The organism is Paenibacillus tarimensis, from assembly GCF_021532315.1.
In the GTDB taxonomy this organism is placed as follows: Bacteria; Bacillota; Bacilli; order Paenibacillales; family Paenibacillaceae; genus Paenibacillus_I; species Paenibacillus_I tarimensis.
The window spans coordinates 72,744-99,741 of sequence record NZ_JAKGAO010000003.1; the positions used below are offsets into that span (position 1 = coordinate 72,744).

Annotated in this window: 21 protein-coding genes; 17 read left to right on the forward strand and 4 right to left on the reverse strand. The window is 55.9% G+C overall.

Annotation, left to right across the window (positions count from 1 at the left end):
• The first annotated feature begins 1 nt into the window (after position 1).
• The 6 genes from L1N82_RS00340 to L1N82_RS00365 all read left to right on the forward strand — a co-directional run bounded on the left by L1N82_RS00340 (position 2) and on the right by L1N82_RS00365 (position 4,797).
• Complete coding sequence (locus tag L1N82_RS00340) at positions 2 to 211, forward strand: hypothetical protein (RefSeq protein ID WP_235285346.1); 210 nt, start codon at positions 2 to 4, stop codon at positions 209 to 211.
• Positions 212 to 357: 146 nt separating this feature from the next.
• Complete coding sequence (prmA, locus tag L1N82_RS00345; RefSeq protein ID WP_235285347.1) at positions 358 to 1,341, forward strand: 50S ribosomal protein L11 methyltransferase; 984 nt, start codon at positions 358 to 360, stop codon at positions 1,339 to 1,341.
• Positions 1,342 to 2,058: a site-2 protease family protein gene (locus tag L1N82_RS00350; protein WP_235285348.1), complete on the forward strand. Its 717-nt coding sequence runs from the start codon at positions 1,342 to 1,344 to the stop codon at positions 2,056 to 2,058.
• Between the two features lie 83 nt (positions 2,059 to 2,141).
• Entirely contained in the window at positions 2,142 to 2,909 is a 768-nt protein-coding gene (locus L1N82_RS00355; RefSeq protein WP_235285349.1) for a 16S rRNA (uracil(1498)-N(3))-methyltransferase, read from the forward strand.
• Positions 2,910 to 2,915: 6 nt separating this feature from the next.
• Entirely contained in the window at positions 2,916 to 4,268 is a 1,353-nt protein-coding gene (gene mtaB / locus L1N82_RS00360) for a tRNA (N(6)-L-threonylcarbamoyladenosine(37)-C(2))-methylthiotransferase MtaB (protein WP_235285350.1), read from the forward strand.
• A gap of 97 nt (positions 4,269 to 4,365) precedes the next feature.
• On the forward strand, positions 4,366 to 4,797 hold the full coding sequence (locus tag L1N82_RS00365; protein WP_235285351.1) for an NUDIX hydrolase: 432 nt from the start codon (positions 4,366 to 4,368) through the stop codon (positions 4,795 to 4,797).
• A gap of 69 nt (positions 4,798 to 4,866) precedes the next feature.
• On the opposite strand, the gene L1N82_RS00370 is transcribed toward L1N82_RS00365, so the two are convergent.
• Positions 4,867 to 5,877: a Na/Pi cotransporter family protein gene (locus tag L1N82_RS00370; protein WP_235285352.1), complete on the reverse strand. Its 1,011-nt coding sequence runs from the start codon at positions 5,875 to 5,877 to the stop codon at positions 4,867 to 4,869.
• 108 nt (positions 5,878 to 5,985) lie between these two features.
• Here L1N82_RS00370 and L1N82_RS00375 point away from each other — a divergent pair, with 108 nt between their 5' ends.
• Positions 5,986 to 7,410, forward strand: a complete 1,425-nt coding sequence (locus L1N82_RS00375; RefSeq protein ID WP_235285353.1) for a class I SAM-dependent rRNA methyltransferase — start codon at positions 5,986 to 5,988, stop codon at positions 7,408 to 7,410.
• 136 nt (positions 7,411 to 7,546) lie between these two features.
• Here the strand turns inward: L1N82_RS00375 and L1N82_RS00380 are convergent, their stop codons facing one another.
• Both L1N82_RS00380 and L1N82_RS00385 read right to left on the reverse strand, forming a co-directional pair.
• Positions 7,547 to 7,798 (reverse strand): hypothetical protein, encoded by a 252-nt coding sequence (locus L1N82_RS00380; RefSeq protein ID WP_235285354.1) that lies wholly within the window; start codon positions 7,796 to 7,798, stop codon positions 7,547 to 7,549.
• 94 nt (positions 7,799 to 7,892) lie between these two features.
• Entirely contained in the window at positions 7,893 to 8,753 is an 861-nt protein-coding gene (locus L1N82_RS00385) for a glycerophosphodiester phosphodiesterase (protein WP_235285355.1), read from the reverse strand.
• A gap of 200 nt (positions 8,754 to 8,953) precedes the next feature.
• Between L1N82_RS00385 and addB the strand changes: the two genes are divergently transcribed.
• From addB to L1N82_RS00410, 5 genes are all read left to right on the forward strand, one after another.
• Complete coding sequence (gene addB / locus L1N82_RS00390) at positions 8,954 to 12,595, forward strand: helicase-exonuclease AddAB subunit AddB (protein ID WP_235285356.1); 3,642 nt, start codon at positions 8,954 to 8,956, stop codon at positions 12,593 to 12,595.
• Positions 12,579 to 16,598 (forward strand): helicase-exonuclease AddAB subunit AddA, encoded by a 4,020-nt coding sequence (gene addA, locus L1N82_RS00395; RefSeq protein WP_235285357.1) that lies wholly within the window; start codon positions 12,579 to 12,581, stop codon positions 16,596 to 16,598. Before addB ends, addA begins: the two co-directional genes overlap by 17 nt.
• A gap of 13 nt (positions 16,599 to 16,611) precedes the next feature.
• Entirely contained in the window at positions 16,612 to 17,817 is a 1,206-nt protein-coding gene (locus tag L1N82_RS00400; RefSeq protein WP_235285358.1) for an exonuclease SbcCD subunit D, read from the forward strand.
• A gap of 6 nt (positions 17,818 to 17,823) precedes the next feature.
• The gene (locus L1N82_RS00405; protein WP_235285359.1) at positions 17,824 to 21,336 is read left to right on the forward strand and encodes an AAA family ATPase; all 3,513 of its coding nucleotides are present in this window, start codon (positions 17,824 to 17,826) and stop codon (positions 21,334 to 21,336) included.
• Between the two features lie 84 nt (positions 21,337 to 21,420).
• Entirely contained in the window at positions 21,421 to 22,023 is a 603-nt protein-coding gene (locus L1N82_RS00410; protein WP_235285360.1) for a hypothetical protein, read from the forward strand.
• Between the two features lie 112 nt (positions 22,024 to 22,135).
• On the opposite strand, the gene L1N82_RS00415 is transcribed toward L1N82_RS00410, so the two are convergent.
• The gene (locus tag L1N82_RS00415; protein ID WP_235285361.1) at positions 22,136 to 23,464 is read right to left on the reverse strand and encodes an FAD-dependent oxidoreductase; all 1,329 of its coding nucleotides are present in this window, start codon (positions 23,462 to 23,464) and stop codon (positions 22,136 to 22,138) included.
• A gap of 328 nt (positions 23,465 to 23,792) precedes the next feature.
• Between L1N82_RS00415 and L1N82_RS00420 the strand changes: the two genes are divergently transcribed.
• From L1N82_RS00420 to L1N82_RS00440, 5 genes are all read left to right on the forward strand, one after another.
• Complete coding sequence (locus L1N82_RS00420) at positions 23,793 to 24,128, forward strand: hypothetical protein (RefSeq protein WP_235285362.1); 336 nt, start codon at positions 23,793 to 23,795, stop codon at positions 24,126 to 24,128.
• 181 nt (positions 24,129 to 24,309) lie between these two features.
• Positions 24,310 to 24,657, forward strand: a complete 348-nt coding sequence (locus L1N82_RS00425; protein WP_235285363.1) for a histidine triad nucleotide-binding protein — start codon at positions 24,310 to 24,312, stop codon at positions 24,655 to 24,657.
• 91 nt (positions 24,658 to 24,748) lie between these two features.
• Positions 24,749 to 24,922 (forward strand): 30S ribosomal protein S21, encoded by a 174-nt coding sequence (gene rpsU, locus L1N82_RS00430; protein ID WP_111148750.1) that lies wholly within the window; start codon positions 24,749 to 24,751, stop codon positions 24,920 to 24,922.
• Between the two features lie 15 nt (positions 24,923 to 24,937).
• Complete coding sequence (locus L1N82_RS00435) at positions 24,938 to 25,381, forward strand: GatB/YqeY domain-containing protein (RefSeq protein WP_235285364.1); 444 nt, start codon at positions 24,938 to 24,940, stop codon at positions 25,379 to 25,381.
• 245 nt (positions 25,382 to 25,626) lie between these two features.
• Positions 25,627 to 26,997 (forward strand): NfeD family protein, encoded by a 1,371-nt coding sequence (locus L1N82_RS00440; RefSeq protein WP_235285365.1) that lies wholly within the window; start codon positions 25,627 to 25,629, stop codon positions 26,995 to 26,997.
• Position 26,998: the final 1 nt, after the last annotated feature.

Below are 26,998 nucleotides of genomic sequence, written 5' to 3' on the forward strand. Positions count from 1 at the left end.
CATGGATACCTACGAGGTCAATGCTTCATTCGAGGGAGCGCAGTCGGTCCGGGAAGCCGAGCTGAAGCTGATAGCGCTCCGGGCATCCGGTATTATGACAGGCCGCGACGGACATTCCTTAACGGCTACCTTAGACGAGGCTGTCGTGGACCGTGCCGTGCAGGTGATCCGGGAATCCGGAGGCACCGCAGGGATACATTCGCTATCATGAACGGATAGGCAAGGGTATGTTCCAACTGCCACAGAAGTGGCAGCTTGGGCGTACCCTTTTTTGATTGGGGCAATTCTTTGTGCTGGGAGAGGTTCTGGTGTAAAATAGACGCTGGCAGGTTTACCGTTCAGGGGAGGAAAATAAGAGTGAAATGGCATGAGCTTACCATTTCGACGACAGAAGAGTCCGTCGAGATGATCACGAATTTTTTGCATGAGATGGATGCCGACGGCGTATCTGTCGAGGAATCGGGTACACTTAACAAACCGCGTGATACATCGCTCGGGCAGTGGTATGAGGTACCGCTTAATGATATTCCGGAGGGCCATGCGGTCATTAAAGGCTATTTTCTGGAAGGAACGGATATGGAGGATGTCAAGAGTGTGCTTAGAACACGGATTGACGAGCTGCGTTCCTATGATATTGAACCAGGAAGCTATACGTTTGCGGAAGCGCTGGTGGATGAAGAGGACTGGGCGAATGCCTGGAAGCAGTACTTCAAGCCGCTGCGGGTCTCGGAACGGTTGACGATCAAGCCTACCTGGGAGGAATATGAAGCCGGACCGGACGAGCGGATCATCGAGCTTGATCCCGGCATGGCGTTCGGTACAGGTACCCACCCGACAACCGCGCTCTGCCTGAGAACGCTGGATTCCGTCATTAAGGGCGGTGAACAGGTTATTGATGTCGGTACAGGCTCGGGGATATTGGCAATCGGTGCTGTCCGGCTGGGAGCCAGCAGCGTGTTAGCTCTGGATCTTGATCCGGTTGCTGTATCCAGCGCGAAGGAAAACACCCGGCTCAATGGCCTGGAGTCGGCTGTTCAGGTACACCTGAGCGACCTGCTTGGCGTACTGCGCAGCAGTGAGGCGGGCGATGGAACAGCTCTGAATGTTCAAGTGCCGGTAGATTTGGTTGTAGCCAACATTCTGGCGGAGATTATTCTGCTGTTTATCGGAGATGTTTATGAGGCACTTAAGCCAGGCGGCATCTACATCGCATCCGGGATCTACGAGAATAAGGAAGCTGCCGTGGCAGAAGCGCTGGAGATCGCCGGATTTGTAATCGAGAGCCGGGAGCGCGAGGACAAGTGGACCGCGATTGTGGCCAGAAAGCCGCCGGTGGGCTAAATGGATTTTTTGCAGAAGCTGCTGTGGTACCCGATTGAAGATTTCCCGTTTATTATGATTACATTGGTGGTGGCGTTCACGCTGCATGAGTTCGCTCACGCATACAGCGCCTATAAATTCGGTGATCACACTGCTTATAATGCCGGCCGGGTAACCTTAAACCCGGCTATGCATCTCGATGTGCTGGGAACGATTCTAATTATGATCGCGGGTTTTGGCTGGGCCAGGCCGGTTCCGGTCAACCGGGGCCGGTTCAAATCTCCGAGGCTGATGGGAATCATTGTTTCCGCGGTCGGTCCGCTGAGCAATCTGTTGATTGCAGCGGTCAGTATTCTGGCTGTTTACGTGTTAAATGAGACGGGTCTGCTTCATACAGTATCGTATGGGATGCGGAGTGCGATTATCCATCTGCTGAATTATATGATATTAATTAATGTTCTGCTCTTTATCTTTAATCTGATTCCGCTGCCGCCGCTGGACGGCTACCGGATTATTGAAGATTTGGCTCCGCAGAGAGTTCGTATCAAGATGGATCAGAACGCTCATTGGGGGATGTTCATTTTCCTGCTGATTGTGTTTATCCCGTCTCTGCGTGAGGTTACCCTTGACCCGCTGTTCTCGCAGTCCATGCCGATTATTTACTGGTTTCGGGATCTGTATGAGCTGGTATTCAGTCCGGTGGACTGGTACAACTTCTATAGGGTTTTTAACCGGTAAGGCTGGAGCTGGAAGGCTCGCAAGCCGGGAAATTCTATGGCGAAAGCCGAACAAAACGTGTATGATGAAGGTTGGTTAACGAGATGCAGCGATATTTTGTGGCGCCGGAGGCGTTTGCGGACCGGCAGGTTACCCTTGCGGGAGACGATGCCCGCCATATCGTCCGCGTCATGCGGATGAAAGAAGGCGATGAGGTCATTGTCAGTGATGGAGCAGGGCGCGAGGCACTTGCCGTACTGCGCCGCCTTTCGCCGGAGCTCGTTGAAGCCGAGGTGGCGGAGTTCAGGCCGGTGACGGGAGAGCCTGCCTGGTCGGTTACCATAGCACAGAGCCTCCCAAAGGGAGATAAGATGGAACTGGTCATTCAGAAGGGAACGGAGATAGGAGCGGCTTCGTTCCTGCCGTTCGAGTCCGAGCGGATGATCGTGCAATATGATGCGAAGAAGGAAGGCAAACGGCTGGAGCGCTGGCGCAAAATTGCCAAGGAAGCGGCCGAGCAGGCTCATCGCAGTATGATCCCGGATGTCGAACCGGTTTGCAGCTGGAAGCAGTTAACCGCCCGTATGTCCGGCTACGATGCCGTCCTATTTTGCTATGAGAGGGCTGGCGGATCTGCGTCGAGCGGATTGCGCGGGCTGTTGAGAGATCTGGCATCTCTGGATGCGGCGAGGCCCAGGCTGTTGATCGTCGTTGGTCCGGAAGGGGGCTTTACGGAACGTGAAGCTGAGGAAGCGGAGGCGGCCGGAGCCCGTCTTGTCGGACTTGGTCCGCGGATACTGCGGACGGAGACGGCAGCGATGGTTGCACTAACTTGTATTATGTATGAATCCGGAGAGATGGGAGGCAGTTGAACTACAATGCCATCGGTAGCGTTTTACACCTTGGGATGTAAAGTCAACTTTTATGATACGGAAGCCATATGGCAGCTGTTTAAGAATGAAGGCTATGAGCAGGTCGACTTCGAGACGAAGACGGCTGATGTCTATTTGATTAATACCTGCACGGTAACGAATACAGGGGATAAGAAGAGCAGACAGATTATACGGCGGGCGGTACGCAGAAACCCTGATGCGGTGATCGCGGTGACAGGGTGCTACGCCCAGACCTCGCCAGCGGAAATCATGGCGATTCCGGGTGTCGATCTGGTAATCGGAACGCAGGACCGGGACAAGTTGATGACCTACATTCATCAAATTCAGGAAGACCGCAAACCGGTCAATGCGGTGCGCAACATTATGAAGACCCGTGAATTTGAGGAGCTGGATGTACCGGATTTTGCAGAGCGGACGCGTGCGTTTCTCAAAATCCAGGAGGGCTGCAATAACTTTTGTACCTTCTGCATTATTCCTTGGTCGCGTGGCTTGTCCAGAAGCCGTGATCCGAAGAGTGTTATTGCCCAGGCAAGGCAGCTTGTGGCGGCAGGATACAAGGAAATTGTACTGACAGGTATTCATACGGGTGGCTATGGGGATGATCTCGAGAATTACAAGCTGGCCGACCTGCTGTGGGATTTGGATAAGGTGGACGGGCTGGAGCGGATTCGTATTAGCTCTATTGAGGCAAGCCAGATTGACGATCGGGTTATCGAGGTGCTGAACCGCTCCCCGAAAATGTGCCGCCATCTGCACATTCCGCTGCAGGCGGGCGATGATTCCGTGTTGAAGCGCATGCGCCGCAAATATACGACAGAAGAATTTGCGCGTAAAATCGAGCTCCTCCATGAAGCGATGCCGGGTGTAGCGATTACAACAGACGTAATAGTCGGTTTCCCTGGTGAGACGGATGAGATGTTTGAAGCAGGCTACGACTTCATGAAGCGGATGAAATTCGCGGAAATGCATGTGTTCCCGTATTCCAAACGGACCGGTACGCCGGCCGCGAGGATGGAGGACCAGGTGGATGAGGAAGTGAAGAACGAACGTGTTCACCGGCTGATTGATCTTTCGGAATCCATGCAGCTTGCCTATGCCCAGCCGTTTGTCGGGCAGACGCTGGATGTGATACCTGAACGGGATTACAAGGGTGCACCGGGAACGGGGTACGTGATGGGTTACTCGGGTAACTATATACAAGTTGTGTTCAAGGGTGATGAATCGCTGATTGGGCAGCTCTGCAGCGTCCGGATCACGGAAGCAGGCGTGAACGAATGCAAAGGTGAGCTGATCAGCACAGCTGCGAGCATGGCGCATCAGGCAACGGCAGCAGGTTAAGCAGCCGAAGACAGCAGGGATTTCCGGACGCGGCGCAAGCTGTACTGGGAATCCCTTCTGCCTATACATAGAGGATCTGAGGGAGGGGAAGCGGGACATGAAGGAAATATCCGCGGGAGGAGTCGTCTACCGGAAAGTCGGAGGCCGGCTGCAAATCCAGTTAATCCAGGACCGTTACGGCAAAATCTCGCTTCCCAAGGGGAAGATGGAGCCGGGAGAAACGGTTGAAGAGACCGCACTGCGTGAAATCGCGGAGGAGACAGGGCTTAAAGGGCGGATCATCGCTCCAGTCGATCAGATTAAATACAAATACCATAACGAAACAAAGGGGATGGTAAATAAGGAGGTTCATTACTACCTGGTGGAAGCAGTGGGCGGCAAGCTGCAGGCTCAGGTGGAGGAAATCCGGGGAGTGGATTGGTTCACGCCGGAAGAAGCTTGGCGGAGGCAGAAGCAATCTGGCTATGACAATAACGACCGCATACTGGCCGGTGCTTTAAAGCTCCTTGGTATCCCGGTGGAAGGCTGAGCAAGCAGCAGCAGGAACCTGCAGCTTGGCTCCGGCTGCCGAGCAGTCGGAGCTTCCGAATAAAATCTTCTACGCTGCTTCAGATTCTGCAGGAGGGCTGCCGGGCGGCGCTGATTTTCGTTTCCATACAGGCAGGTAGCAGAGCGGAAAGGCAAGCAGTGAGCAGACGAGGTTAAAGATAGTCTGGGCATGGGCAACCTGACTGCCAGGCGAAGCGGTAATGAAGGCTGATACAGCAGTCAGCTCTCCGATGAGCGGAAGGAACAGCAGGGTTCCGCCGACGTTAAGGGCCACATGAGACCAGGCTACGAATTGGCCGGCTGCAGTCCCGCCAATCGAGGCGAGCAGCGCGGTAAAGCAGGTTCCGATATTGGCGCCGAGCACGGACGCTATCCCGAGTTCAACTGGCAGTGCACCGAAGGCAGCTAGTCCCATCATCATGGCAATCACGGCCGCACTGCTGTGCACGGCGGCTGATAGGACAGCGCCTGCAATGATTCCCCATAGCGGGCTGCTGGCTGATTTGTCAATGAACCAGGTGAACAGTGCCGTCTTCTCAATGGCTGGCGCGATCGACTGCATGACCGTCATGCCAAGCATCAGCAGGGAAAAGCCGAATACGGCTACCGATCCGTAGCGGAGAGGAACCAGCCATGCGGGCTCCGGCTGCCGTTCCGACCGCCGTGGTGAAGCTTCCCATAGAAGCACGCTGGCTACCCATCCGACAAATGAGAGAGCCATCATAGGGATGGCCAGCTGATTCAGATTTAACCCGATTAGCTCAGTGGTCAAACAGGTTCCGATATTCGTGCCCAGCACGATTCCGAGCGTGCGCGGGAAGGTTAGGAGCCGGGCGTTGACAAGACCAATTGTGATAACAGTAACAGCCGTACTGCTTTGCAGAACAGCTGTGGTGGCAGTGCCGGTAATTAGCCCGTGCAGCGGCGTTCGGGTGGAGCGTTCCAGCACGGCTTTCAGATAAGGGCCTGCCCACCGGTGCAGGGCCAGCTCCATTAGCTTCATGCCGGTCATAAAGATGGTGAAGCCAAGCAGCATGGGGAGAATAACGGCGTGAACCATCGTAAGGCAGGCTCCTTTCATGCGATTCTACCCTACTTTATGCTCGCAAGGAGACAGGCATGACAGGCATGGCTAGCAGGACCAATTCGAACAAGAGAGCAGGAGACGATGCGTATGGCTTTACAGGCAGCAGTTCGTTTACATAAACAGAGGAAGAAGAGGTTGGAGCAGGGGCATCCGTGGATTTACGGGAACGAAATCGAGCGGCTGGAAGGGGAGGCGGAGCCCGGAGATCTGGTAGCAGTCAAGGATCACAGGGACAAGCAGCTTGCTACAGGTTACTATAATCCGCAGTCCCAAATAACCGTGCGGGTTGTCTCATTCGGAGAACTGGCGGAGATGGACACTGACTTTTTCGTGCGCCGGTTTGAAGACTGTATGGCTCACCGCCAGCGTTTTCTGGACAATCCGCGCGACTGCCGGCTCGTTTACGGGGAGGCGGATTTTCTGCCGGGACTAACCGTTGACAGGTTTGGGGATGTCCTCGTTGTCCAGCTCCTTACGCTTGGTATGGATATCAGACGGGAGCAGATCGTGGAGGCGCTGGTCCGCGTCTTTAAGCCGCAAGGGATTTATGAACGATCCGATGTTTCGGTGCGAACGCTTGAGGGACTTGAGGAGCGTACAGGGGTACTATATGGAGACTGTCCCCGCCATGTGACGATTGTTGAGAATGGTCTGTCGATGGAAGTGGATATTATCGGGGGACAGAAGACGGGTTATTTCTATGACCAGCGCGAAAATCGGGCCTCCATTGCACCGCTGATGAGAGGCTGGGGCTTGCGAAGCGGCATCCGGCTGGAGCAGTGGGCGGCTGAAGAGCTTCCGGCCCCCCTGCCTGCGGGATCTGTGCAGGCGGACGGTGCGGTGCTGGTGCCCGTTAATCCGAATGGGAAAATCGTTACCTTTCCTTATTGGGACGGAGCAACTGTGCTGGAGTGCTTTGCTCATACCGGAAGCTTCACTCTGCATGCCTGCAAGTACGGTGCCAAGCGGGTTACCTGTCTGGATGTATCGGAGCATGCAATCGCAACGGCCCGTGCCAATGTTGAGCGCAATGGCTTTGAGGATCGGGTAGAGTTTGTCGTTGCGGATGCTTTCGACTATCTGCGCAGTCAAGCCAAAGGGCTGGATGAGCGTACAGAGCGAGCGGCTGCCGGTGAGGCAGGAAGGAAGGTAGATACATCCAGGCCGCTGACAGCACAGGGGCGGACCTGGGATGTCGTCATTCTCGATCCGCCGGCCTTTGCCAAATCCAAAAGTGCGGTATCCGGTGCCTGCAGAGGCTACAAGGATATCAACCTGCAGGGAATGAAGCTCGTCAATGAAGGCGGATATCTTGTCACGGCAAGCTGTTCCTACCATATGCGTCCAGAGCTGTTTCTGGAGACGATTGCCGACGCAGCCGTTGATGCGGGCAAGACACTTCGCCTCATCGAATGGCGGGCCGCCGGTAAAGACCACCCTCAGCTCCTGGGTGTAAATGAGGGACATTACCTTAAATTTGCCATCTTTGAAGTCCGCAGCCGATAATCTAACCTGTCTCACAAACACAAAAAATGTCCGTCCTCTGCATGATAGCCATCATACGGATGACGGACATTTTTGGCAGCTGAAGCAGCGTCTGGACGAAGCTCCTCCGCAGCCGGAGAAACTGCGATCCGCTCTCTTATGGCAAATCCGGATGAGGGTCCGGCTCAATTTCCGGCTGAATAACGGGCGGAACATCTGGTGTAATCGACGGTTGGATTTCCGGAGCAGGCTCTGGCTGTATGTCTGGCGGATTCTCGGGTTGGATTTCCGGTGTACCGGGAATTCCCGGCGTATCAGGCGAATCCGGTGGCGGCATAATATCCGGCTGAGCTGGCGGCTCAATGTTCGGCATCTCAAAGGCTTCAATGTAGAGCTCTCGATATTCCATGGCCTTCTGCCTCCTTTCGGTGTACAGGTATCTATACCCGATTAGAAGCCTCGTGTATCTGCTGGCGGGAGGTAAAAGCTGGAGCGGTGCGTGCTCAATCCGCAAGACGTGTTTTTAAGCTTCGGAGAAACTCCGGATCCTTGGTCATAATGCCGTCTGCGCCAGCCTTTATCACTGCCACTGCCTGCCGTTCCGAGCGAATATCCCATACATAGACCTGCATGCCGCTCGATTGAATAAGCCGGATTGTCCAGGTGCTGAGCCCCTTCCGTGACGGATTGATATAGTCGGCATATTGCGAGATTTTCTTGAGTTCGCTTTTTTTTAGCTTACCGGCTCTTGTGACGAGAAGGCCGATGGAGAGTCGGGGCAGCAGCACCTTAAGCTTTTGCATGGAGGAACGGTCAAAGGATTGAACGACGATGCCGCTGACCGCGGAATTGTCCAACCTGCGCTTCTTTAGCATACCGGCTATAATTTCTTCAATGCCCGGGGACTGCTTAGGGTCTTTCAGCTCAATGAGAAGCGGGGTTCCCGGACTGAAGGTATCCAGCACCTCTGCAAGTGAAGGGATTCGCTCAGCGGCAAAAGCCTGACGAAAGTGCTTGCCAGCATCAAGCTCGCGGAGCTGCTTGTAGGTCATGCCGGATACCTTCCCTCTGCCACTGGTGGTGCGATTGACCTTGGGGTCGTGGATGACGACAGGAATGCCGTCCTTCGTCAAACGAACATCCAGCTCAATCATATCAGCATCCATTTCAACAGCCTTGTGGAAGGCTGCCATTGTGTTCTCGGGTGCAAATAGAGAAGCGCCGCGGTGAGCGATAATAAGGGGCTTGTCGGTCCCGCTCATAGGATCAGCTGCGGCATTCGCGGCCTCCGGATGAGCTGGAATCGAGAAGAGCATAGAGGCAATTAGTATAACGCTTACACTTCGAATGATGAAAGGTTTCATGGGAGGTCCTCCTTCGCTGACTTATCACAGATGCTGTTACTAGGATTTCCTGGCGGAGCGGCGGCATGCATGATTACCCAAATATTACAAGCCAAAGAACGAACAGATGTTTGTTTAATGGCATGAAATCCACAGCTTGGTATGATAGAATGATTTTTAATAGAAATAGACAAGCAACAGGCAGCGGGAGGGAAAACCGAATGGCATTGCGCTTTGTGCTGGGACGGTCAGGTGCCGGCAAGACACGGTTATGTCTGGACGAAATTCGCAGGGAGCTGGAGCTTGGCCCGGACGGGCCGCCGCTTATTATGCTGGTGCCTGAACAGGCTACATTTCAGACAGAATATGCGCTCGCACGCACCCCGGGGCTTGCCGGCACCATCAGGGCTCAAGTGATGAGCTTCCGGCGGCTCGCATTTCGCGTGATGCAGGAGACGGGCGGCACAGCGCTCATCCCGATTAGCGATAATGGCAAGAACATGCTTTTATATAAAATCGTACAACGTCTTGGCCCGGAGCTCAAGCTTTTTTCTGCTGGTCTTCAGCAGCAGGGCTTTATTGAGCGCTTAAACGAGCTTCTCACGGAATTCAAACGGTACGGTGTCACGCCGGACATACTGGACGGTTTGGCCCAAGTCGAGAGTCCGGCTGCCAAAGGCCCGCTGCTCGGGGGGAAGCTGCAAGATGTACAGCTTATATACCGAGAGATGGAGAATGCGCTTCAGGGCTTGTACATGGACGCAGAGGATAGTCTTGGATGGCTGTCCACAGGATTTCCCAATGTGGAGTACCTGCGTTCTGCCCGGATATGGGTAGACGGCTTCTATGGCTTTACCCCTAAGGAGATCGAGGCGCTTGGCGTTATGATGAGCTGTGCGGCGGATGTAACCGTAGCGTTATGCCTGGACAGGCCTTACGGTCCAGGTGAGCAGCCGCATGAGCTGGACCTGTTCCATCCCACGGCGGAGACTTACAACCAGCTCCGTGAGCTGGCTGAGCATGCAGGAGTAGACCTGCTTCCGCCGGTTCTGCTTAATGAGCAGCCGCTTCGCCGGTTTGCGGACAGTCCTATGCTGGACCACCTGGAGCGTCACTTCCGCAGCCGGATGCCGATGCTTGTGCCGGATGAATCAGCCTGCCGGCCGGAGGACCCGCGCTGCGGAATCTCGATACACGCTGCCGTCCACAGGCGGGCGGAAGTGGAAGCGGTCGCCAGGGACATCGTCCGGCGCGTGCAGCAGGATGATCTGCGCTGGCGGGACATCGCTGTAATGGTGAGGACAGCAGAGGATTACAACGATTACATAGCCGCTGTGTTTGGCGACTATGACATTCCGGTCTTCCTGGATCAGAAGCAGAGCGTCAATCATCATCCGCTTGTGGAGCTGATCCGTTCCGCACTGGAGACGGTCAATGAAGGCTGGCGGTATGAGGCTGTATTTCGCTGCGCGAAAACCGAGATGCTGCTGGGTGAGAAAGACGGGGTGGACCGGGAGGCATTGGACCGGCTGGAAAACTATGTGCTTGCAGCGGGAATTGACGGCTGGCGCTGGCTCGATGACAACAGCTGGAAGCCGCTGATGCAGGATGCGCTCGAGGATGAGCCGGGGCAGGCGCGTGAAATGGAGCCGGAACGCTTTGGAGAGCTGCTCAGGTCCAGGGAAGCCATAGTCAGGCCGCTGGAGAAGCTGGCAAAGCGGCTGAAGAAAGCGGATGACGTCAAGGGCATGTGCATGGCGCTCTACCGTCTAATCGATGAAGCGGAAGCAGCTGACCGGCTGGAGGCCTGGAGCGCCGAAGCGCTTGAGAGAGGTGAAGTGCGCAGAGCCCGTGAGCACCGGCAGCTTTGGGATGGCGTGATGGATTTGCTTGACCAGCTTGTGGAGCTTGCCGGCGATGAACGTGTGACGCCGGAGCTGTTCGCTGGAATGGTTGAGACCGGGCTGGACAGCTTGAAGCTGGCATCCGTACCTCCGGCTGTTGATCAGGTGCTGGTCGGAAGCATGGACCGAACGCGCTCAACAAGTGTACAGATTTGTTATGTGCTGGGCGCCAATGATGGTGTGATGCCGATGCGGATTCAGGAAGACGGCCTGCTGACCGAGCAGGAGAGGGAGCGGCTGACGGATGCCGGCATCCGAGTAGCGCCAAGTGTAAGAAGAAGACTGCTTGACGAGCGGTTTTTGATCTACGTGGCTTTGACCACGCCATGCCGTCATCTGTGGATTAGCTATGCGCTCTCGGACGAGGAAGGGAAAAGCCTGCTTCCGTCCGAGGTAATTCGGCATATCAAGCTGATGTTCCCCGGTGTGAAGGAACGTCTTGAAGGAGGAGAGCCGTCTCCAGATATGCCGGAAGAAGAGCAGCTCGGGTTTATCCGCCATCCTGAACGCACGCTGTCTTACCTGATTACCCAGCTTCGTGCCTGGCGGCAGGGTGCGCAGATAGCGGATTTCTGGTGGGATATTTATAACTGGTATGCCAAGCGGCCGCAGTGGCATGACAGGCTGCTGCTGCTGACCGGATCGCTGTCCTTCTATAACGAGGAAGTCTATCTTTCTGGAGAAACGGCCCGGCTGCTGTATGGCGATCATCTGAAGGCGAGCGTCTCCCGCATGGAGCGCTTCGTGGCTTGCCCGTTCCAGCATTTCGTCAGCCACGGGCTGCGGCTGCAGGAGAGGCGGCTGTACCGTCTTGAAGCGCCGGATATCGGCCAGCTGTTCCATGCAGCCCTGTCACGTCTTGCAGAGACGCTGGGAAGCGGCTACGGAACCGTGGCGCCAAGCCAGATTCGCCAGGCTGCAGGCGGTATTGTCGATGAGCTCGCCCCGCGGCTGCAATCCAGTATTTTGCTGAGCAGCAGCCGGTACCAATACATTTCGCAGAAGCTGAAGGAAATTGTTGCACAGGCGGCGATTGTACTGGGCGAGCATGCCCGCAGGGCTGCCTTCAAGCCGGTCGGGCTTGAGGTCGGCTTCGGTCCAGGCGGACAGCTGCCCTCGTTGAATCTGCAGCTCAAGGGCGGAAAATCCATGGAAATAATCGGACGTATTGACCGCGTAGACGCAGCAGAGACCGAGGAAGGTCTGCTGCTGCGCGTACTGGACTATAAGTCCTCGGAAACACAGCTTCGTCTGGAGGATGTTGTGCACGGCCTCACTCTGCAGATGCTGACCTACCTGGATGTTCTTCTGACCCATGCGGAAGGCTGGCTGGGCAGGCCTGCGCTTCCCGCGGGTGTACTGTATTTCCATGTTCACAATCCGCTTCTAGGAACAACTAACAATCTTAGCGAGAAGCAGGCCGGCGATCTTATGCTGAAGCGGTTCAAGATGAAGGGGCTGCTGCTGGCGGAGGAGCACGCAGTCAGGCTGATGGACGCAGATTTGGAGAGCGGCCATTCAGAGCTGCTGCCGGCGGCGCTTAAGAAGGACGGAGGCTTCTACAGCTCCTCCTCTGTCGTATCACGGGAACAGTGGCAGGTGCTGCGCGGCTCGGTCCGTACGACGATCAAGCGTATCGGCAGCCGGATTATGGATGGGGAGATTACGATTTCACCTTACCGGATGGGAGCCAAGATGCCGTGCCAATTTTGCTCGTATAAGCCGGTATGCCAGTTTGATCCGCTGTTTGAAGGCAATCGTTATGTGAAGCTGGCCAAGCCGCCTAAAGAACAAATCTGGCAGCTGCTTGAAGCAGGAGCCGCTGAGAGCGTGGAAGGTGCTGACGATATAAGCGTCTTCGGTTCTCCGGGTTTGGAAGAGGTTCGCGATGGTGGAAGCAGCAGCGGTGATCAGACCGATAAGGGAAGGGGGGGTGCAAACCATGACAACGAGTACTAACAGAGCGGTGGCCGGCTTAATCCCGTCCAAGCCCGAAGGCAGCTCCTGGACCGATGACCAGTGGCGCGCCGTGGTGACGGGCGGCCGCAATGTGCTGGTAGCCGCTGCTGCCGGGTCGGGTAAGACAGCGGTGCTGGTGGAAAGGATTATCCGGAAGATATCAGCCGATACGGACGTGGACCGGCTGCTCGTGGCAACCTTTACCAAGGCAGCGGCATCTGAGATGAAGGAGCGGATCCGCATTGCGCTCGAGAAGGCGCTGGACTCGCAGCCTGAGTCCGAGCATATGAGGCGGCAGCTTGCGCTGATGAACCGCGCGGCGATCACGACATTGCATTCCTTCTGTCAGGATGTTATCCGGCGCTTTTACCCGCTTATAGGTCTTGATCCCGGCTTCCGTATTGCAAATGAAACCGAGGCTGAGCTTCTGCGGATGGAAGTCCTGGACGAGCTGTTTGAAGCCAAGTATGAGGGTGCAGCAGATAATGGTGCCTTCCTGCGTCTGGCCGATGCATTTGGCGGTGAAAGAGGCGATGAGCCGCTGGTCCGGCTTGTCCAGCAGCTCTATGATTTTTCGCGCAGTCATCCATGGCCCGAGCATTGGTTGCAGCAGTCAGCGGCTTCCTTCCGTGTGGAGGATGCGGACAGCCTGGAAACAAGCGTATGGGTGGATTGTCTGAAGAGCGATCTGCTGATGTCGCTTGAAGGCGCTGCGGCTCTGCTGGAGCAAGCACTGTCCGCTGCGAAGAAGGCGGGAGGCCCGGCAGCTTACGTACCAACCTTTGAAGAGGATTTGGCGATGGTGCGCGAACTGCTTGACGTGGTCATGGATGAGGGTTGGACGGTGTGGCATGACCGTTTTCGAGGAGCTGAATTCGGCAGGCTGAAGGCTGTGCGCGGCAGTGATCTGGACAAGGAGCTTCAAGAGCGCGTGAAGAAGCTTCGGGAGCAGGCCAAGTCAATTGTGACTGATTTGGCAGACGAGCTGTTCGGGCGGGCGCCGGAGGCATTCGCTGATGAGCTGCGTCGCCTTGCGCCGCAGATGGAGGCGCTCGCTCAGCTAGTAATGGAGTTTTCGGAGCGCTACGAGGCGGCCAAACGCCGCCGCGGTCTGCTTGATTTTGGCGATCTGGAGCATTACTGCCTGCGAATTCTGCGGCATCCGGATTCGACGCCGGAGCAGGCGATCCCATCGCCGGCGGCGCTTGAGTATCAGCAGCAGTTTGACGAAATATTGCTGGATGAATATCAGGATACGAATATGGTGCAGGAGGCCATCGTCTCGCTTATTGCACGTCCGGGGCTTGGAAACCGCTTCATGGTAGGCGATGTGAAACAGAGCATCTACCGGTTCAGGCTTGCGGAGCCGAATCTTTTTTTGGCCAAGTATAAATCGTTTGTGTCCTTGTCGGACGTGTCGTCAGACGTCATTTCAGACGGCGCGTCTGCTGGAATATCGGACCGCATCTCTGATGAATTCCCGGACACCCAGCAAGCGGTATCCGCTGCCTCAGCCGTGTCTGGCAGTGATAGCTCGCAGGGCCTGCGCATTGACCTGGCGCGCAACTTCCGGAGCCGCCCCCAGGTGGTCGACGGGGTCAATGATGTGTTCAGAGCGATCATGCATGAATCGGTAGCGGAGATGGATTACGACAAGAGCGCGGAACTGGTCTGCGGCGCTCCTTATCCGGAGCCGGCTCCCGAGGAGGCGCCTGCCTATGAGGTTGAGTGCGTCATTATTGACAGGGGCAGGCCGCTTGATGGCGAGGAGCAGGGGGAGACATCTGCCGGGGAGGAGGAGCCTTCGGACAGAGTGGCTGCGGAGGCTGTGGCCGACATGCAGACCGCCCAGCTTGAAGCCCGCTGGATCGCCTCCCGTATTCGCAGGCTGATGGACGGAGACCCCGCTGCGGGCGAGCCTCCGCTTCGAGTCTATGACGGAAAGCAAGGCGTGCACCGGAAACTGCAGTGGCGGGATATTGTTATTTTGCTGCGGGCGACCCGAAGCTGGGCGCCTGTGCTCGTGGAAGAGCTGCAGGCTCAGGGAATACCGGCATATGCGGAGCTGAGCAGCGGCTATTTTGAAGCAACAGAAGTTGAAATTATGATCTCCCTGCTGCGGGTCATTGACAACCCGTACCAGGATATACCGCTGGCTGGCACACTGCGCTCTCCATTATTCGGCCTGACCGCGGAGGAGCTGGCGCGAATCCGGATACATGCGGGCAAAGGTCCATACTATGAAGCTGTCCGAAGGGCGGTTGAGCAGTCCCTGCTGCCCGGGGAAACGGATCACAAGCTGACGCTTTTCATGGAACGCCTTGCCATATGGCGGAATGAAGCGCGTCAAGGCTCGCTTGCCGATCTGCTATGGCGCATCTACCGGGAGACGGGGTTCTTTGATCTGGTCGGAGGGCTCCCGGGCGGCCAGCAGCGTCAAGCGAACCTGCGCGCTCTGCTAGACCGCGCACGCCAGTACGAGGCGACGTCCTTCCGGGGGCTGTTCCGCTTTTTGCGGTTCATTGACCGGATGCGGGACAGCGGAGGCGATCTGGGAACGGCGAGAGCGCTTGGCGAGCAGGAGGATGTCGTTCGGATCATGTCGATTCATAAGAGTAAAGGTCTTGAGTTTCCGGTCGTATTTGCAGCCGGGCTTGGGAAGATGTTCAATATGCAGGATTTGAACGGTTCCTTCCTGCTCCACAAGCAGCTCGGATTCGGTCCCAAATTCATTGACACTGACCTGCGGATCAGCTATCCGACGCTGCCGCATATGGCCGTGAAGAGGCGGATGCGCATGGAGACGCTGGCCGAGGAGATGCGGGTGCTTTACGTGGCAATGACAAGGCCTAAGGAGAAGATGATTCTGCTCGGCAGCGTCGCGGATTCCGCTAAGGCGATGGAGCGCTGGCAGGGCGTAGCGGCAGGAGCGGAGGATGGCCGCCTGCCGAGCCATGAGCTGTCTGCTGCGAGGCGTTATCTGGATTGGATAATGCCGCTCGCAGCGGCCCATGGTATACCTTCGGCGGATTCGGAGCTTGCAGCGGATGAAGCCGGCGGTTCGGTTAAAGTCAAGGGCTGGCGCATTGGCATTGCCCCGGCAGCTGTCTTCGGACTGGAGGCGGCAGCGGCGGCAGAAGAGCCGGACGGGATCGAAGTTTCACGTATGGAAGAACGGCTGGCAGCTCTCCGGACAGCCGGGCTTGTTGAAAGCTCGGCGGCAGCAGCTCTAGTTGAAGAAAGACTGTCATGGCGGTATGCATACGAGTCGGCAGCAACAATTGCTGCGAAGACATCGGTCACCGAGCTGAAGCGGCTTACAGCGGAAGCACAGCATGCCGCGGATGCCGAAATTCTGGAGCCGCTGCCGGAAGGCAAGCTGCTGCCGGATTCCCAGCGGTCGGCTGAACTGCCGACCCAGGCGGGGTCGTTCCGGCTTCGCCGCCCGCGCTTTATGGAGAGCAGGACACTAACTGCAGCGGAACGCGGCACCGTCAGCCACTTGGTCATGCAGGTTCTGCCGCTGGAAGGACCCAAGGATGCGGATACGATCCGAACCCTAGTTGAGGACATGGTGCGGCGCCAATTACTTAGGCCCGCACAGGCGGAGGCGGTGGATGCAAATACGATTGCCGCCTTCTATGCCAGTGAGCTGGGACAGAGGATGGTGAAGGCTTCCTGGATCAAGCGGGAGCTGCCGTTCAGCTGTACGGTGCCAGCCAAGGTTGTGCACCCTGTTATTCTGGACAGCAAATCAGCGGAGGAACCGGTCTTCATCCAGGGTGTAGTTGACTGTTTGTTCGAGGATGAGCGGGGACTTGTGCTGCTCGATTATAAGACGGACCGGATCGTTAACGGTGATTATGAACAGGCGGCCGAGCGGCATCGCTTCCAAATGGAGCTGTATGCGGAAGCGGTTGGCCGGATACTTGGCAAAAAGGTGACGGAACGCCACGTCTTTTTCTTTGACGGGGGAGAGTCCGTTCAGCTGCCTGGACAATGAAGGGAGCACGGTTATGCGAATATTGCATACGGCGGACTGGCATTTTGGCCGGACGCTGGAAGGGAGAAGCCGTCTGGAGGAGCAGGCGGCATTCATAGATGAGCTGGCAGACATCGTGAACCGTGAGGAAGTGGACCTGGTTCTTGTGGCAGGTGATGTCTATGACTCGGTGAATCCGCCTGCTGCCGCGGAGCAGCTCTACTTTGAGGCGCTCTCTCGCCTTGCAGACGGAGGCCGCCGTGCGGTTGCCGTTATTGCAGGGAATCATGATCAGCCGGAGAGGATCTCCGCCGCTGCTCCGCTTGCACGGCAGAGCGGAATTCATCTCGCAGGCCTTGCGACCGGACAGGCGCTTGAGATCGGAATACCGCGCACAGGAGAACTGGCGGTGATAGCGGCCCTGCCGTACCCGTCTGAATCACGCCTGAGGGAGCTTCTTAGCGAAGATACCGACGAAGGCAAGCTTCGCAGTGCCTATTCGGAACGGGTGAGCAGGCTGATGCGAGGTCTCGCTGGAGGTTTCAGGCCAAGTACGGTGAACCTGGCGATGAGCCACGTTTACGTGCTTGGAGGGGCGGAGACTGATTCGGAGCGCCCGATCCAGGTAGGGGGTGCCTACACGGTTGATCCGTCCGCTTTTCAAATCGGGGCCCAGTATGTAGCCCTAGGCCATCTCCATAGGCCACAGCGTGTTCATGGTGCAGAGACCGTCCGCTACAGCGGATCACCGCTAGCTTACAGCTTTTCAGAGGGCGGCCAGGCCAAGTCGGTCATGCTGTTTGATGCCGCGCCCGGAGAGCCGGTGGAACCCCGGGAGCTGCTGCTGTCCTGCGGCCGGCCTGTTGTTTCCTGGAAGGCCAAGGGCGGGATTGCTGAAGTGCACAGCTGGCTGGATGAGAAACGGGATGCCAAGGCTTGGATTGATCTGGAGATCACAATGAACGAGATGATTACAATGGAACAGATTCAGCAGCTGCGCAAGCTGCACGCCGGTATTATTCACATCCGTCCTGTTTATCCGGATGCGGACAAGCCGGCCTTGGCGGATGCGGCGGTGCGCGAGCAGCTGCCTGTAGAAGAGTTGTTCCGCCGGTTCTTCACCCGGCAAACGGGTGGAGCCGTTCCGGATGACGAAACGGTGCGGCTCTTCCTTGAGCTGATTGATGAACAAGACCGCGACGGGGCAGAGCTTGAAGCGGCTGCTCATGAAGGAGAGTGATCCCAGGTGAAACCGATCAAGCTGACCTTAAGCGGGCTTCAAAGCTACCGGGAGCAGCAGGAAATCGACTTTGAGCGGCTTTGTGAAGCAGGCGTCTTCGGGATATTCGGCCCGACGGGCAGCGGCAAATCCAGTATCCTTGATGCGATGACTCTGGCCCTGTACGGGAAGGTTGAGAGAGCTTACGGCGGCACGCAGGGCATCATGAACCAAGCGGAAAAAACACTGGCCGTATCCTTCACCTTCGAGCTGTCAGGAGGGGGCGGATCAACCCGTTACCGGGTGGAGCGCCAGTTCAAACGCGGTGGTGACGTGTCGGTTAATAATACGGTTTGCCGCTTCGTTGAGATGACATCCGCCGGAGATGCGGTGCTGGCCGACAAGCTGTCTGATGTAAATCGTTGTGTTGAACAGTATATTGGACTTACCATGCAGGACTTCACCCGGGCGGTTGTATTGCCCCAGGGCAAGTTCTCGGAATTTCTGTCGCTTACAGGCAAGGAAAGGCGTCAGATGCTTCAACGGCTATTCTCGCTGGAGAGGTATGGTGACGGATTGGCGGCAAGGCTAAGCCAGCGGGTGAAGGCGGCGGAATCAGCGCTTGGAGAAGCGGCAGCCGAGCAGCAAGGACTCGGAGATGCTTCCGAGGAGGCGCTGGAAGAAGCAGCGGCAGCCAAGGCAGCAGCCTCGGAAGCCGCAGCCGCAGCCCGGGCCGAGCTCGCCCAGGCGGAGGCAGCACATGCGGAACTGCGCGAAATTCGGGAGCGCCAGCTTGAGCTGGCTGACAGGAAGCAGCAGCTCAGCCTGCTGGAAGCGGGTGCCCCCCGTATGAAGCAGCTTGAAGTCAAGGTTAAGCTGTTTGAACAGGCAGAGCGTCTGCAGCCGGCCGTAGAGGATCTGGATCTCGCTGAACAGGATTGCTTGGATATGGAACGCCGCAACGAAGCTGCTCTCCGCATATACAGAGAACGGCAGCAGGCAGCAGAATCGGCAACGGCCGTGTGGAATGCGGTTCGTCTGGAGGCCGAAGAAGCTGAGCCGCTGCTCGCGCAGCGGCGAGAGCAGCTGACGCAAGCTCTACGTCTGGAGAGGGAAACCGAGGAGCTCAGGAAGCAGGTTGAAGGCAATCGCGGCAAGTTAGCTGAAGCGGAGAAGAATATGCAGGACTTTGCTGAGCAGTCAGCCAAGGCGCGAGATATTGTCAAGCGGGCACAGGAACGGCAGCAGGAGCTGAGAGGTATCCTGAAGAAGCTGGAGCTTACGGAGGAGGAACGCTCCAAGTGGGCGTCCATGACACGCCGCCTCCAGCAGATCGAGTACCAGAATGGGCTGCTTAAAGAAGCTGGGCAGGAGCTCGCTGCGGCTGATGAAGCCTTCAATCGGAGTGCTGCTGCCTGTGAGGCAGGCAAAGGGAAATGGGAAACATCTGCAGCTGCACTTGCCGGGCTCTTGGCCGGACTGCAGCCGCGCTTTCTGGAGCTTGAGCGGCTTGAGGAAGCTGCCCGCCGGCCCTCCCGTCTTCTGCCTGGACTGCTTCAGCAGGCAAGAGAGCATGAGAAGGAGCTTGTACGCAGACAGCTCGCGGTAAAGCTGGCAGAAGAGCTCCAGGACGGTTCGGCTTGTCCGGTGTGCGGTTCAACGGAGCATCCGGGTGCTCCCCGCCATGATGGCGCCGTAGACAGGGAGCTGGAGGATACAGCCGTTCAGATCGCCGAAGGGGAGCGGCTGACGGCAGCTGTCAGCAGCCTGATGCTCCGGCTATCTTCGCTCCGCGGAACGGCCCGCCAGACCATGGAGCGGGTCAGAAGGGCTGCGGCGAATTCGGATTCCGGCTATTCGGCTCAAAGCTCTGCAGCTGAGGTCACAGCACCAGCTGGTTTCGATTTCCGCGCCGTAGCGGGAGCAGAGGCTGCAGCTGCACTGGAGAATAGCTGGAGCAGTGAAGCTGTTGAGGGCTCAGCCGCTTCCAGGTCATCTCTGCTGGCGGGGCTTGCAGCTGCGGTTGAAGCGGCAGAGGCGGCTGCCGCTGGGTTGGAACACAGCTGGGAGTCCGCTTCATCGCAGGCGGAGCAGCTGATTGAGCGCGCCGCAGCAGCAGAGAAGCAGTATGCTTCTGCGTTAGCGGACAGAGAGGCGAAGGCAGCTTCGCGTACGGCTGTTCAAGACCGGTACAGCAAAGTCTCGGAAGGCTGCCGCCAGCTGCTGACGGAATGGGAAGACCACTTCCGGGAGATTAAGCCGGAAGCGGCGGGGGCTTGGATTGCGGATTGCGAACGAAGGGATAAGGAAGCCAGATCCGCTCGCGAGGGCCTGGAGAGAAGCGTGGCTTTCATTGAAGAGAAGCATGCGCTTCTCCAAAGCAGCGAGCAGGGACTGCAGGATGCGAGGCTTGCCTCAGTCGAAGCCGCAGCCCGTCTTGAAGGCGGGGAGAGATTGCTTCAGGAGCAGACTGCACGATTACACGAGTGGACGGGCGGTCAATCGGCCGAACTCCTGTTAAACCAGGCTGAGCAGGAGAGGGCGAGTCTTCAGGCACGCGCCCGATCCTCGCGTGAAGCCCATGACGCAGCTTCCGCTGCGCTGCAGGAGGCAGCCGAGAACCGAAGCTCTGCCGCGGAAGCGTACAAATCAGCCGCCGGCAGAAGGCAGTCGGCAGCACAGCGGCTGAATGAACAGCTGGCCAAGACCGGTTTCACGGATTTGGGGGAGGTCAGAGAGCTGCTGCCGCTCCTTCCAACAAAGGAGAAGCTCGCAGCTGAGCTGGAAGCCTACAAGGAGAAAGTTAGAGAGCTGAACGTCCAGATCGCTCTTCTCAATGAAAAGCTGAACGGCCGTTCAGTCGATGAGGAGTACTGGCAGGCGGCCGAGGGCAAGCTGGCAGCAGCACGGATTGTATGCGAGGCCGCCATTCAGAATGAAGCGAAAGCCGAGCGCGGTGTAGAAGAGCTGGCCCGGAAGCATGAGCGGTGGAAGGCGCTTGAGCATAAGCGTCTTGAGCTCATGGAGCTCAGCAGCCGGCTGGCCCGTCTGCAAACAGTCTTCCGCGGTAATGCCTTTGTCGAATACGTTGCAGAGGAGCAGCTTGTTCAGGTATGCCGTGCTGCATCCGAGAGGCTTGGCTTCCTGACGAAGCGGCGGTATGCGCTGGAGGTGGACTCAGGCGGCGGTTTTGTCATCCGTGACGATGCCAATGGCGGAATACGCCGGCCTGTTGGAACGCTCTCAGGCGGAGAAACCTTCCTTGCTTCACTGGCCCTTGCACTTGCGCTGTCGGCGCAAATTCAGCTAAGAGGACGATATCCGCTTCAATTTTTCTTCCTGGACGAAGGCTTTGGCACGCTTGATTCTGAGCTGCTTGAGACTGTGATCTCTGCACTTGAGAAGCTGCATACAGATAAGCTGTCTGTAGGTGTGATCAGCCATGTGCCCGAACTGCGAGCCCGCCTTCCAAGGCGGCTGATCGTGTCGGCTGCTGACCCGGCGGGTGCGGGCAGCCGCGTCCGGTTGGAAACGCTGTGACGGACATGATACACTTCTGAAAGGAAAGGAGTGGCGGAAGTGGACAGCCCTAGGGAAAGTAAACGAAGTTTATTTACGCCCATTATGCTGATACTGCTTGTGATCAGTCTAATTGGCAACGTCTTTTTCTATTCACAGTATTTGCATGGCACCAAGGAGAAACGTGTTGAAGAAGGCAGCCGTATCATCCGGGCAGGATGGGATACGAAGCTGCATTTTGGCGGCATCCTGGACAATGTCCGGCTGCTGCTGGACAGCGGGGATGATATGGGCAAACGCATAGCGGCGAAGCAGGGGATTGTTGACTGGACAGGTTATGCGGAGCAGGTACAGGCCTTCGTATGGGGGGCAGACGGCCGGAATGGCAGGGAGCCGCTAACTTTCGAGAGAAGAAACGCGCTCACCTTTGTATCCCAGGTAGAAGCATCCCTGAAGCATATCGGCACGCATGGCGGCCCGCTGACGGTTAAGGAGCGTCGGTACCTGCTGTCTATCGAGAAGCTGTACAGCACACTAAGCGAGATTGCCGAAGGCTTTACGGTTGATACCATTAATGACTCGCAAGCGCAGTTGGTCCTGTCGGGCGGTGACTGGGTTGATGCAGCGTACGACCTGGCGGCTGTAATGGACCGGGAGGAACAGATGCTTTTTGAAGGTGTCAAGGATCCGCTGCTCACAGAGGATTAATATAGAGTGAACGCTACAAGAAAAGCTGCCAGGCTGCGGTTATCCGCAGTATGGCAGCTTTTTATTTTACAGCGGGCTGCAATTGATTCCAACCTGTCTTCAAATCCTTACATCAAATGCCAACCAGCTCTGGAAGATCGGCACGAGCTGCCGCAGCAAGCTTTGCAGCAGCACTCCTGGCGCTTGAGAAAGCGCGCTCGGCCAGCTCGCCTTTGCCTTGACAGCCGTCACCGCAAAAGTAGAATGGCATATTCTCGATCCGGACCGGGAGCAGCTTGTTGCCGGCTATATTTTTTACACTCTGCACCATTGCCTTCTTGGAAACGCGTTTGACTGCGACGGCATCACGCCAGCCGGGGTAATGCTTGTCAAACAAGGCTTCCATCCGGGCTGTTCGTTCATCGAGATATGCTTTGCGCTCCTGATCGCTGTCGAAATCGTCACCTAGGTACGCGATTCCCTGCAGCAGCTGTCCGCCTTCGGGCACAAGCGTGTGATCCGTTGCGGACACATCGGTAATGAACAGCTTATTGTTCATGTCGCTGATGTAGCTGAAGGGCCGGGCCACGACATGACTCAGTCCCACATCGTACACCATGACCTCCGTGGCCTTGTTGTTCGCGTATGGTGCCATGAAGGGTTCCCAGGGGGTATCCTTGAGCAGCTTGATGATCTGCTGGACCGGCATTGCAAAGACAATGTTATCAAAAGCTTCTTCCCGAGCTTTGGTCGTCAGCACATACCGGCCGCCCTCGTAACGGATGCCATCGACACCTTCCTGCATGGCGAGCTCCCACCGGCCTGACTGATCCATTTTGGATTTGAGCTGGTTCGTGATTACGGCCCAGCTGCCGAGAATATAATTAACCGGCCGCTGAGACAGGAAGAGGTTGTGATAGTACTTGCTGATCACGTGGCCAGGCACCCTGCGTGCATCCTCCGGCGTGATGAAAAAGTTGGAGCATACGAGGTGCTCCCAAAGCTCCTTCACATTCTCGTCAGCCTCTGATTCAGCGAGATAGTGACCAAGAGTCGGGTAATGCTTCAGCTGATGAATATTAGTAATGATGGCTGTAATTTCAGCAGCAAACCGCACTTTTTGCCGGGTGCTCAGTATATCGGTTTTCATCAGATTGACAAAATCAAGTGGGGCAGGGGACAGCTGATCGTGCTTTTCATACATAACCTTGCGCTTATCCACCTGCCGGCTGCCAAAGGCAAGCTGCAGTTCCTTTTCCATGACCGATATCGTATGACGGTCCAGGCCGTAAATGGCATGAGCGCCATAGTTTAAGGTGAAGCCGGCTTTTTCGTAGGTAAAGGCGCGTCCCCCGAGCTGGGGACTGCGTTCGAACAGCACTCCTGTAACATTAGGCTGCTCTGACAAATAGGCGGCAGCGGTCAAGCCTGCAAGCCCTCCGCCGATCACGGCTATCTTCATGTCTACTCCTCCTTCGCGGCTAAGCTCTGCCCCGGGTGCGTTGTGATCATAACATATTACTGATTCTATCTATTAAAAATGTTTATAGGTCCTATTAACAACCATTATAAGGGGGCTCTGTTGTCGAATCCATGCCGATTTGGTCTGATATTTGTATCAATTTGAGAACGATTGCAACGGATGCTGAGCCATCCTTTCACGATATGAGGATATTTAAAGAAACCGGCACCTGCGGAATTTTTTTATAAAAAAACAGCTGCGATAGTAGCCTTTTGCCTATTGCTGAATAGGATAAGAGCAGACTAATAATTCCGGGAGGGAATGGATGATGGAAAAACAAGAACTGCACAAATGGTGTACGGAGCATGTCCACCGTTATGTGCTTGCTCACACCAAAGACGGGCTTTGCTGCGACGGATTTATTGAGCATATTGATGAGACGCATGTCTACCTTGCGGTACCTTATTGCGGGAGCGGACACGATACAATGCGTGCCTATGCTCCATACGGCGCGGCTGTTCCACCATATGGCGTGCCTTATCCGGGATCGCCTTTTGTCCAGCCGCCATTGTATCCGTACCCGTACTATCCGCGCAGACGCTTCCTGCGCACAGTCTTCCCGCTTGCGGCGCTGCTTGGCCTGTCGCTTCTTCCTTACTACTAGAACCTGCTGCCAGCCGGGGGGCGCTGCTTGAGTCGGCGCCCCTTGACGGCTGCGGCTGCTGGTACGTGTCAGCTGGATAAGATCTGCTCCTATTGGACGAGCCCGGTCTTTTTCGGTATGATGGAAGCACAGAATGATCTAAATACATAACGGCAGCATTATATAGAGAGGAGATGGAGAGTTGGATTGTATCTTCTGCAAAATCATTGAAGGAAGTATCCCTTCCCGGAAGGTTTACGAGAATGAGCATGTCCTCGCGTTCCATGATATCCAGCCGGCGGCACCTGTGCATGTGCTGATCATTCCCAAGAAGCATATTGCCACTATGAATGACGTGCAGGCTGAGGATGGTCAGCTAGTTGCCGAGATTTTTGCGGCTGCACGCCATATTGCCAAAGAGCTGGGAGTGGACGAGTCGGGGTACCGGCTTGTTAACAATGTAAATGCTGACGGCGGCCAAGTAGTCTACCATTTGCATGTGCATCTGATTGGTGGCAAGAAGCTGGGTGCATTAATCGGTAATGTCTGAGTTGACACCGGGTTTCCTTATACCATATAATGAAGTTTGATTACCGTGTTTATTGTTCTGGGACGGTCTGTTTCGGAGGGAGGGAAAACTGGTGTCTGAAACGAAAGTTCGTAAAAACGAGACAATTGATGCTGCACTTCGTCGGTTCAAGCGTTCCATTGCTAAGGACGGCGTTTTGGCCGAGGTCAAAAAACGCAAGCATTATGAAAAGCCTAGCATCAAACGCAAGAAGAAGTCCGAGGCTGCGCGTAAGAGAAAGTTTTAGGAGGATCCTTCCATAATGAACCTTACCGAACGATTGAACGACGATATGAAGCAGGCGATGAAGAGTAAGGATAAATTCAAACTCTCCACGATTCGGATGGTCCGCTCCACGATTAAGAATCAAGAAATTGAGCTTAAGCGTGATCTGGATGATAACGAAGTGCTTGATATATTAAGTCGGGAAATCAAACAACGTAAAGATTCCCTCCAAGAATTCGAAAAAGCGGGCCGCAATGATTTAGCGGAACATGTAGCCGCAGAAATAGATATTATTAGTGAATACCTTCCCGAGCAGCTGACTGAAGAAGAAGTCAAGGAGATTGTAAAGCAGACCATCCAGGAAACCGGTGCTTCTTCCAAAGCTGATATGGGAAAAGTCATGGCAGCCTTAATGCCGAAGGTAAAAGGCCGCGCTGACGGTAAACTAGTAAATCAGCTCGTGCAGCAATTTCTGCAATGATTGGCGCAAATGGACCGCTTGCTCTGGCAAAGCGATTCTTTTGTATGAAATAGGGAGCGCGTTCTTAGCTCCCCTGTCAAGAAAGCACCCTGACCAGGGTGCTTTTTTGTTATCTGTGGAACTATACATATAGAGCCTTGAGTTCCTGTTGTAATACTGTCATCATGGAGGGGGCCGCCTGAAAAGTTGAAACGCTGGAAAGAATAAGACGTATAAGGACTATATTATGAGAGGGGTGTCAGATTATGCAGAACGCTGTAATCATTCGGCGATTCTCGATGCTCACCGTGCTCTGGCTGCTGGCCGCCGTATTCAGTGCCGTGCTGTCTACTGCAGCAGCGGCGGCGGATGCACCGCCAAAGCCGTCATCAGCGGGAACGGCCGTATATATAGTTCCCGTTAAGCAGACAGTGGAGTCAGGGCTTCAATCCTTCCTCGAGCGAGCCTTTAATGAAGCAGAGCAGGCTAATGCCGAACGGATTGTACTTGTTATCAACACGCTTGGAGGGAGAGTGGACAGCGCCGATGAGATCGGCAAGCTGATCCGAGAGAGCCCTGTTCCGACTACAGCGTTTGTAGAGGGCAAAGCGGTGTCTGCAGGCACATTTATCGCCTTGAACGCTGATATGATTGTGATGCAGCCAAGCAGTACCATTGGCGCGGCTGCGATCGTAGATGCACGGGGTACGTTGATTGAAGACCCCAAGGCAAGATCCTACTGGGTGTCCCGGATGGTCGGAGCGGCCGAGCAGAACGGGCGCGACCCGGACATCGCTGTTGCAATGACGGATCCGAAGCAGCGGGTTGAGCTGCCTGAGCTGGATAAGGTGAAGTCGGAGGGTGAAGTACTCAGCCTATCAGCCGCTGAAGCTGCCAAGGTTGGATATGCCGATCATATTGCCAATTCTGTCGATGAAACACTGGCCTGGCTCGAGCTTGAAGGTCGCCCGGTCGTGGAGATCAATCCCACCTTTGTAGAGCGCATGGCAAGATGGCTGGTACAGCCATGGGTGCAGAATCTGCTGCTAATCGCAGGTATTGCCGGTATTGCCATTGAATTGCTCGTGCCCGGGTTCGGGGTACCGGGTATCATCGGATTGCTTGGCTTCGGCTTGTTCTTCTTCGGCCATTATGTCGCGGGCTTCGCGGGAATGGAGTCGGTCGTGTTGTTCGTGATCGGGATTGCGCTGCTGATTATTGAGATCTTCGTCCCAAGCTTCGGGATATTAGGCACACTCGGGATTGCTGCGCTTGTCGGAGGCGTTACGACTGCTGCTTATGACTCCGAGCAGGCAGTCACGTCGCTATTATTTGCTTTCCTGTGCGCATCCGTTATTGTAGCGGTTGTCGCCTATATATTCCGGAGAAGAGGCGTGTGGAACCGGTTTATCCTACGCGACCGTCTGACTACAGAGGAAGGATATATATCTGCGGCCACCCGTCCGATGCTGCTTGGTCAAGAGGGAGTTACCCTGACGCCGCTTCGACCTTCGGGCACCATACAGATCGGTCAAGAGCGGATCGATGCGGTAACAGAAGGAGGCTTCATCGCTTCCGGAGTTAAGATAAGGGTAACCCAGATAGAAGGAACAAGAGTGGTTGTCCGCGAAATATAAA

What these genes read in the sequence shown, in the direction of transcription:
- L1N82_RS00340 (WP_235285346.1), top strand. Translation starts at nt 2, where the DNA reads ATGGATACCTACGAGGTCAATGCTTCATTCGAGGGAGCGCAGTCGGTC.
- L1N82_RS00350 (WP_235285348.1), top strand. Translation starts at nt 1,342, where the DNA reads ATGGATTTTTTGCAGAAGCTGCTGTGGTACCCGATTGAAGATTTCCCG.
- L1N82_RS00355 (WP_235285349.1), top strand. Translation starts at nt 2,142, where the DNA reads ATGCAGCGATATTTTGTGGCGCCGGAGGCGTTTGCGGACCGGCAGGTT.
- mtaB (WP_235285350.1), top strand. Translation starts at nt 2,916, where the DNA reads ATGCCATCGGTAGCGTTTTACACCTTGGGATGTAAAGTCAACTTTTAT.
- L1N82_RS00365 (WP_235285351.1), top strand. Translation starts at nt 4,366, where the DNA reads ATGAAGGAAATATCCGCGGGAGGAGTCGTCTACCGGAAAGTCGGAGGC.
- L1N82_RS00370 (WP_235285352.1), bottom strand. Translation starts at nt 5,877, where the DNA reads ATGGTTCACGCCGTTATTCTCCCCATGCTGCTTGGCTTCACCATCTTT.
- L1N82_RS00375 (WP_235285353.1), top strand. Translation starts at nt 5,986, where the DNA reads ATGCGTATGGCTTTACAGGCAGCAGTTCGTTTACATAAACAGAGGAAG.
- L1N82_RS00380 (WP_235285354.1), bottom strand. Translation starts at nt 7,798, where the DNA reads ATGGAATATCGAGAGCTCTACATTGAAGCCTTTGAGATGCCGAACATT.
- L1N82_RS00385 (WP_235285355.1), bottom strand. Translation starts at nt 8,753, where the DNA reads ATGAAACCTTTCATCATTCGAAGTGTAAGCGTTATACTAATTGCCTCT.
- addB (WP_235285356.1), top strand. Translation starts at nt 8,954, where the DNA reads ATGGCATTGCGCTTTGTGCTGGGACGGTCAGGTGCCGGCAAGACACGG.
- addA (WP_235285357.1), top strand. Translation starts at nt 12,579, where the DNA reads ATGACAACGAGTACTAACAGAGCGGTGGCCGGCTTAATCCCGTCCAAG.
- L1N82_RS00400 (WP_235285358.1), top strand. Translation starts at nt 16,612, where the DNA reads ATGCGAATATTGCATACGGCGGACTGGCATTTTGGCCGGACGCTGGAA.
- L1N82_RS00410 (WP_235285360.1), top strand. Translation starts at nt 21,421, where the DNA reads ATGCTGATACTGCTTGTGATCAGTCTAATTGGCAACGTCTTTTTCTAT.
- L1N82_RS00415 (WP_235285361.1), bottom strand. Translation starts at nt 23,464, where the DNA reads ATGAAGATAGCCGTGATCGGCGGAGGGCTTGCAGGCTTGACCGCTGCC.
- L1N82_RS00420 (WP_235285362.1), top strand. Translation starts at nt 23,793, where the DNA reads ATGGAAAAACAAGAACTGCACAAATGGTGTACGGAGCATGTCCACCGT.
- L1N82_RS00435 (WP_235285364.1), top strand. Translation starts at nt 24,938, where the DNA reads ATGAACCTTACCGAACGATTGAACGACGATATGAAGCAGGCGATGAAG.
- L1N82_RS00440 (WP_235285365.1), top strand. Translation starts at nt 25,627, where the DNA reads ATGCAGAACGCTGTAATCATTCGGCGATTCTCGATGCTCACCGTGCTC.